This is a genomic window from Inquilinus sp. YAF38, assembly GCF_052113205.1.
Lineage (GTDB): Bacteria > Pseudomonadota > Alphaproteobacteria > DSM-16000 > Inquilinaceae > Inquilinus.
In genome coordinates this window covers 1-7,496 of the sequence record NZ_JBFRCU010000162.1, presented here as the reverse complement: position 1 = coordinate 7,496, position 7,496 = coordinate 1, and the positions used below count along the sequence as shown (strand labels likewise).

At 68.2% G+C, this 7,496-nt stretch carries 6 protein-coding genes; all 6 read left to right on the top strand.

What is annotated here, in order from left to right:
- Window positions 1-661, top strand: a 661-nt coding sequence (locus tag AB4Z01_RS35465) for an NAD(P)(+) transhydrogenase (Re/Si-specific) subunit beta (RefSeq protein ID WP_441701457.1), incomplete at its 5' end; no start/stop codon positions are given.
- Between the two features lie 382 nt (window positions 662-1,043).
- Window positions 1,044-1,733 (top strand): GntR family transcriptional regulator, encoded by a 690-nt coding sequence (locus AB4Z01_RS35460; protein ID WP_441701455.1) that lies wholly within the window; start codon window positions 1,044-1,046, stop codon window positions 1,731-1,733.
- A 56-nt stretch (window positions 1,734-1,789) separates the two neighbouring features.
- Window positions 1,790-3,493 (top strand): thiamine pyrophosphate-binding protein, encoded by a 1,704-nt coding sequence (locus AB4Z01_RS35455; RefSeq protein WP_441701453.1) that lies wholly within the window; start codon window positions 1,790-1,792, stop codon window positions 3,491-3,493.
- Window positions 3,494-3,566: 73 nt separating this feature from the next.
- Window positions 3,567-4,796 carry a formyl-CoA transferase gene (frc, locus tag AB4Z01_RS35450; RefSeq protein ID WP_441701451.1) on the top strand — a complete coding sequence of 410 codons (1,230 nt, stop codon included), beginning with the start codon at window positions 3,567-3,569 and terminating at the stop codon, window positions 4,794-4,796.
- Window positions 4,797-5,013: 217 nt separating this feature from the next.
- Window positions 5,014-7,164, top strand: a complete 2,151-nt coding sequence (locus AB4Z01_RS35445) for an acetate--CoA ligase family protein (RefSeq protein ID WP_441701449.1) — start codon at window positions 5,014-5,016, stop codon at window positions 7,162-7,164.
- A 60-nt stretch (window positions 7,165-7,224) separates the two neighbouring features.
- The coding region (locus tag AB4Z01_RS35440; RefSeq protein WP_441701447.1) for an ATP-grasp domain-containing protein at window positions 7,225-7,496 on the top strand (272 nt) is incomplete at its 3' end.

Below are 7,496 nucleotides of genomic sequence, written 5' to 3'. Positions count from 1 at the left end.
GGTCGGGTCGTCGGGCGCCATCCTCAGCTACATCATGTGCAAGGGGATGAACCGGTCGATCATCAACGTGATCCTGGGCGGCTTCGGCGGCGATTCCGGCGCCGCGGCGGCCGGCGGCCCTGCGGGCGACCGTGCGGTGAAGCAGGGATCGGCGGAGGACGCGGCCTTCGTGATGAAGAATGCCCGCTCGGTGATCATCGTGCCGGGCTACGGCATGGCGGTGGCGCAGGCGCAGCACGCGCTGCGGGAGATGTCGGACCTGCTGAAGAAGGAAGGCGTGGATGTGCGCTACGCCATCCACCCGGTGGCGGGCCGCATGCCGGGGCACATGAACGTGCTGCTGGCCGAAGCCAATGTGCCCTATGACGAGGTGTTCGAGCTGGAGGAGATCAACCGCGACTTCGCCCAGGCGGACGTGGCCTTCGTGATCGGGGCGAACGACGTGACCAACCCGGCGGCGAAGTCGGACCCGGCGAGCCCGATCTACGGCATGCCGATCCTGGATGTGGAGAATGCCAAGACGGTGCTGTTCGTGAAGCGCTCGATGGCGTCGGGCTATGCCGGCGTCGAGAACGAGCTGTTTTTCCGCGACAACACCCTCATGCTCTTCGGCGACGCCAAGAAGATGTGCGAGGACGTCGCCAAGAGCCTCGCGGCGTAGAGGCCATGATGATCGCCGTTGCCCCTCATCGTCATCCCGGGCGCAGCGCAGCACGAAGTGGTGCGCTGCAGAACCGGGATCTCTTCCGGGACTGCGCGAGATCCCGTGTCTGCGCAGCAGCACTGCGTGCCGCAGCGCGCACGGGATGACGGATCGAGAGACGTCCGGGGCTTAACCGTTTCCTCCCGACTGGGCCGTGCCACGTCGTGGCGCGGCCATCTTTTTTGCGCTGCAGCATAAACTGTCGCCGAGCCAAGTAAAAAAAGACGAAGACATCCACTTTCCCGGCTTGCCGGACCGATTCTTCTGGTATACAAAATTCTGCATTCAGTCGACCAAAGAGCTTCAACAGCCGGTCGCACGATCTGGGGCAGGGACGCCGATGCTGGTGGATGGGGTGACGCTCGATGTCGCGCCGCTGGCCGCCAAGGCCAGCTACAAGGCCAAGGCGTACCAGGCCCTGCGCGATGCGATCGTGCGCATGAACATCTACGGCCACAGCCGCCCGATCCGGATCGACGAGCGGCAGCTGTGCGAGGCGCTGGGCATCAGCCGGACCCCGGTGCGCGAGGCCATCGCGCTGCTGGAGCAAGAGGGCCTCGTCCGGTCGATGCCGCGGCGCGGCGTCTTCGTGGTGCGCAAGACCAGGGCCGAGATCCGCGAGCTGATCGTGGTCTGGGCCGCGCTGGAGGGCATGGCCGCCCGCCTGGCGGCGGCGCAGGCCACCCCGGCTCAGATCGAAGACCTCCAGGCCATGATCGCCGGCCAGGCGGCGGAGGCGGAATCCTCGGACCGGTTCGCCGCCGCCAACATCGATTTCCATCAGGCGCTGATCCGCCTCGGCGGCTGCGCCCTGATCACCGAGATGACCGAGACCCTGTTCCTGCACATCCGCGCCATCCGCTGGTCCCTGATCGGCCGGCCGGAGCGGGCCGAACGATCGGTGGCCGACCACGCCGCCATCGTCGAGGCCCTGGCGCGGCGCGACGGGGATCTCGCCGAGACGCTGGTCCGCAACCATGCCCTCGACCTGTCGCGGTCGGTCGAGCGGCACGGGACCGGCTTCGAATGACCGCTCGGCGCCACGCGGTGCCGTGCATCCCGAGCAAGAGGTGAGGAGGAAGCATCATGCCCGATACGACAGTGAAGGAAGCGGCCGCGACGGAGGAGGTCATCTCCGGCGGTCACCTCGTGGCCAAGGCGCTCAAGGCCGAGGGCATCGACACCATCTTCACCCTCTGCGGCGGCCATATCATCGACATCTATGACGGCTGCCTGGACGAGGGCATCCGCATCATCGACGTCCGGCACGAGCAGGTCGCGGCCCATGCCGCCGACGGCTATGCCCGCGTCACCGGCAAGCCCGGCTGCGCCGTGGTCACCGCCGGCCCGGGCACGACCGACGCCATCACCGGCGTCGCCAACGCCTTCCGCGCCGAGAGCCCGTTCCTGCTGATCGGCGGCCAGGGCGCGCTGGACCAGCACAAGATGGGGTCGCTGCAGGACCTGCCGCATGTCGACATGATGAAGTCGATCACCAAGTTCGCGGCCAATGTGGTGACCACCGAGCGTGTCGCCGACATGTGCTCGATGGCCTTCCGCGAAGCCTTCGCCGGCGCCCCCGGCCCGGTCTATCTCGAGATCGGCCGCGACATCCTGGACGGCCATGTGCCGCTGAAGAAGGCTCGGCTGCCGCAGGCCGGCCACTACCGCTGGTCGACCAAGAGCATCGGCGACCCGCGCGATGTCGAGAAGCTGGCCGACATCCTGGTCCATGCCAAGAAGCCCTGCGTGCTGCTGGGCCAGCAGGTTTGGACCTGCCGCGCCGCCGACGACGCCATCGCCTTCGTCCGCGCCCTGAACATCCCGGCCTTCATGAACGGCGCCGGCCGCGGCACGCTGCCGCCGGGCGACCCGCACCACTTCCAGCAGACCCGGCGCTACGCCTTCGACAACGCCGATGTGATCCTGATCGTCGGCACGCCCTTCGACTTCCGCATGGGCTACGGCAAGCGCCTGGGCCGCAATGCCACGGTGGTGCAGATCGACCTCGACTACCGCACCGTCGGCAAGAACCGCGACGTCTCGCTCGGCCTGGTCGGCGATTGCGGGGCGATCTTCGCCGCCGTCACCCAGGCCGTCTCCGGCCGGGTCGACAACGGCGCCAAGGGCCGCGAGCCCTGGCTCGAGGAGCTGCGGGTCGAGGAGGCGAAGATGGAGGCGGCGCGGCTGCCGAAGCTGCGCTCCGACGCCTCGCCGATCCACCCGCTGCGCCTGGCCTATGAGCTGAACGAGTTCCTGACCGACAACACCGTCTATATCGGCGACGGCGGCGACGTCGTCACCTTCTCGGGCGGCGTCGTCAAGCCCCGGGCCCCGGGCCACTGGATGGATCCGGGCCCGCTCGGCACCCTCGGCGTCGGCGTGCCCTTCGCCATGGCGTCGAAGATCGCCCAGCCGGAGAAGGAGGTGCTCTGCCTGTTCGGCGACGGCACCTTCAGCCTGACCGGCTGGGACTTCGAGACCATGGTGCGGTTCAACCTGCCCTTCATCGGCGTGGTCGGCAACAACTCGCACATGAACCAGATCCGCTACGGCCAGATCCAGAAATACGGGCCGGAGAAGGGCAATGTCGGCAACAAGCTGGGCGACGTCCAGTACTCGAAATTCGCCCAGATGCTCGGCGGCTACGGCGAGGAGGTCCATGAGGCCAGCCAGATCCGCCCGGCGCTGGAGCGGGCGCGGGAATCGGGCAAGCCGTCGCTGATCAATGTGTGGATCGACCCCGACGCCTACGCCCCGGGGACCATGAACCAGACGATGTACAAGTAGCGGCCGCGGGCGCGGGCTGGATACAACCGCCCGCGCCCCCGTCCTGGCACTGGCACAGATAGGGAGAGAGACCATGGGCAAGGCCCTGGATGGGGTGCGCGTTCTCGACATGACCCATGTCCAGTCGGGACCCTCGGCGACGCAGATTCTGGCGTGGTTCGGGGCCGATGTGATCAAGGTGGAGATGCCGGGACGCGGCGACATCACCCGGTCGCAGCTGCGCGACAAGTCGAATGTCGACAGCCTCTACTTCACCATGCTGAACAGCAACAAGCGCAGCATCACCATCAACATGAAGTCGCCGCAGGGACAGGAGGCCTTCATCAAGCTGCTCGAGCAGTCCGACGTGCTGATCGAGAATTTCGGCCCCGGCGTGCTCGACCGCCAGGGCTTCCCCTGGGACAAGATCCAGAAGATCAACCCGCGGGTGATCTACGCTTCGGTCAAGGGCTTCGGCCCCGGCCCCTATGTCGACTGCAAGGCCTATGAGACCGTGGCCCAGGCCATGGGCGGGTCGATGAGCACCACCGGCTGGCTCGACGGCCCGCCGACCTCGACCGGCGCCCAGATCGGCGACAGCGGCACCGGCATGCACCTCGTCGCCGGCGTGCTGGCGGCGCTGCTGCAGCGGACCCAGACCGGCAAGGGCCAGCGGGTCGAGGTGGCGATGCAGGACTGCGTCCTCAACCTGGTCCGGGTCAAGATGCGCGACCAGCAGCGCCTGGTGCACGGCCCGCTGCGGGAATACCCGAACACCGAGTTCGGCGAGGCCGTGCCGCGCTCCGGCAATGCCTCGGGCGGCGGCCAGCCCGGCCAGGCGCTGGTCTGCGCCCCCGGCGGCGAGAACGACTACGCCTATGTCATCATCCAGCCCCAGGGCTGGGCGCCGCTGATGCGCCTGGTCGGCCGCGAGGAGCTGATCGAGGACCCGGCCTATGCCACGCCGGAAGCGCGGCTGAGCCACCTGCCGGACTGTTTCGGCATCATCCAGGCCTGGACCAGCCAGCGCAGCAAGATCGAGGTGATGGAGGCGCTGAACGAGATCGACGTGCCTTGCGGCCCGATCCTCAGCATGAAGGATCTGATCGAGGACCGCTCGATGTACGACCGCGGAATGCTGGTCGACGTGCCGCACCCGGAGCGCGGCAACTACGTCCAGGTCGCCCTGCCGATCCGGCTCTCCGACAACGACGTGCCGGTCGAGCGCTCGCCGCTCTTGGGCGAGCACACCGAGGAGATCCTGGCCGCGGTCGGCTACGACGCCGACGCCATCGCCGCGATGCGCACCGCCGGCGCGATCTAGCGAACCGAGGCAGCTCCCTCCTCGTCATCGCGAGGAGCGAAGCGACGTGGCGATCCAGCGGCTCGATCCCTGGATTGCCGCGCCCCTTCGGGGCTCGCAATGACGAGCCAGGGAAGCGAGGCCTCTGTCTGATCTGACTGAACCGATTGCGACACCCGACCGGGCAGCCTCAGGTGGGTCCGGTCCTCCCCACATCCTTTGCTGAGCGAGGACCGCCATGAATGGCCATGTAGACGTCCTGGACGATGCCAGGACGACCGCCCGCAGCATTCTCGAAACCGTCAAGCGCGAGGGGCGCACCAGCCTGACCGCGCCCGAGGCCCGCGAGCTGTGCGAGGCCTGGCAGATCCCGATCCCGAAGGAGGCGCTGGCGACCACGGCCGACCAGGCGGCGGCCCAGGCCGCGGCGATCGGCTTCCCGGTGGTGCTGAAGATCGTCTCGCCGCAGATCCTGCACAAGACCGAGGCTGGCGGCGTGCTGGTCGGCGTCAAATCGGCCGACGACGTCCGCGCCGGCTTCAAGCGCATCGTCGAGAGCGCCGGCCGCTACGACCCGAAGGCCGAGATCCTCGGCGTCCAGGTCCAGCAGATGCTGGTCGGCGGGCAGGAGGTGATCGTCGGCGCGGTCACCGACCCCAGCTTCGGCAAGCTGGTCGCCTTCGGCCTCGGCGGCGTGCTGGTCGAGGTGCTGAAGGACATCACCTTCCGCCTCGCCCCGGTCGACCGCACCGAGGCGCTGTCGATGCTGGACGGCATCCAGGCGGCCGCGATCCTGAAGGGCGTGCGCGGTGCGCCGCCGGTCGACCGCGAGGCGCTGTCCGACCTGATCGTCAAGGTCTCGCGCCTGGTCGATGCCGTGCCGGAGATCGTCGAGCTCGACCTCAACCCGGTCTTCGCCCGCACCGACGGCGCCATCGCCGCCGATGTCCGCGTCGTCGTCGACTTCGAGCCGAAGGAGGCCCGGCCGCGGCCGTCGAAGGACGCCATCCTGGCCAAGATGAACCGGATCATGCGGCCCGACGCGGTCGCCGTGATCGGCGCCTCGGCCGAGGACGGCAAGATCGGCAACTCGGTGATGAAGAACCTGATCAACGGCGGCTACAAGGGCGCGATCTATCCGATCCACCCGAAGGCCACCGAGATCCTGGGGCTCAAGGCCTATCCCAGCGTCAAGGACGTGCCGGGCAACATCGACATCGCCGTCTTCGCCATCCCGGCCAAATTCGTGCCCCAGGCGCTGACCGAGGTCGGCGAGAAGAAGATCTCGGGCGCGATCCTGATCCCGTCCGGCTTCGCCGAGACCGGCGACCATGCGGCGCAGGAGGAGATCATCGCCATCGGCCGCAAATACGATGTCCGTCTGATGGGCCCGAACATCTACGGCTTCTACTACACGCCGAAGAACCTGTGCGCGACCTTCTGCACGCCGTTTGACGTCAAGGGCCGTGCGGCCTTGTCCTCGCAATCCGGCGGCATCGGCATGGCGATCATCGGCTTCAGCCGGTCGACCAAGATGGGCGTCTCGGCCATCGTCGGCCTCGGCAACAAGTCCGACATCGACGAGGACGACCTGCTGACCTTCTTCGAGCAGGACGACGCCACCGACGTGATCGCGATGCATCTCGAGGACCTGAAGGACGGCCGCGCCTTCGCCGACGTCGCCAAGGTGGTGTCGAGGAAGAAGCCGGTGGTGGTGCTGAAGGCCGGGCGCACCTCGCTCGGCGCGCGGGCGGCCAGCTCGCACACCGGGGCGCTGGCCGGCAACGACAAGGTCTATGACGACGTGCTGCGCCAGTCCGGCGTGATCCGGGCGAAGAGCCTGCAGGACCTGCTGCAATTCGCCCGCGGCATCCCGGTGCTGCCGACGCCGAAGGGCGAGAACGTGGTCATCATCACCGGCGCCGGCGGCTCGGGCGTGCTGCTGTCCGACGCCTGTGTCGACAACGACCTGCAGTTGATGGCGATGCCGGCGGATCTCGACGCCTCCTTCCGCAAGTTCATCCCGCCCTTCGGCGCCGCCGGCAACCCGGTCGACATCACCGGCGGCGAGCCGCCGACCACTTACCGCAACACGGTGAAGCTGGGGCTGGAGGACGACCGTATCCACGCGCTGATCCTCGGCTACTGGCACACCATCATCACGCCGCCGATGGTGTTCGCGAAGGTGATCACCGAGGTGGTGGACGAGATGCGGGCCAAGGGCATCAACAAGCCGATCGTGGCCTCGCTGGCCGGCGACGTCGAGGTCGAGGAGGCGGCGCAATACCTCTACGACCACGGCATCGTCGCCTACCCGTACTCGACCGAGACGCCGGTCGCGGTGCTGGGGGCCAAGTACCGCTGGGCCCGCGGCGCCGGGCTGCTGTGATCTGATGGACGGGGGCCGGTCCTGCCCGCGGGCGGGGCCGGCCGAGCGGAAGGGCAGGGAATGAACATCCACGAATATCAGGCGAAGGGGCTGCTGGGGCGCTATGGCGTGCCGGTGCCGCGCGGCGGGGTGGCGTACACGCCGGAGGAGGCGGTGCGTGTGGCGGAGGGTCTCGGCGGCGCGGTTTACGTCGTCAAGGCGCAGATCCATGCCGGCGGCCGCGGCAAGGGCCACTTCAAGGAAGAGCCGTCGGGCAAGGGCGGTGTCCGGGTGGTGAAGTCGACGGCGGATGTCGCGGCGGCGGCCGAGGCGATGCTGGGCCGATGCTGGGC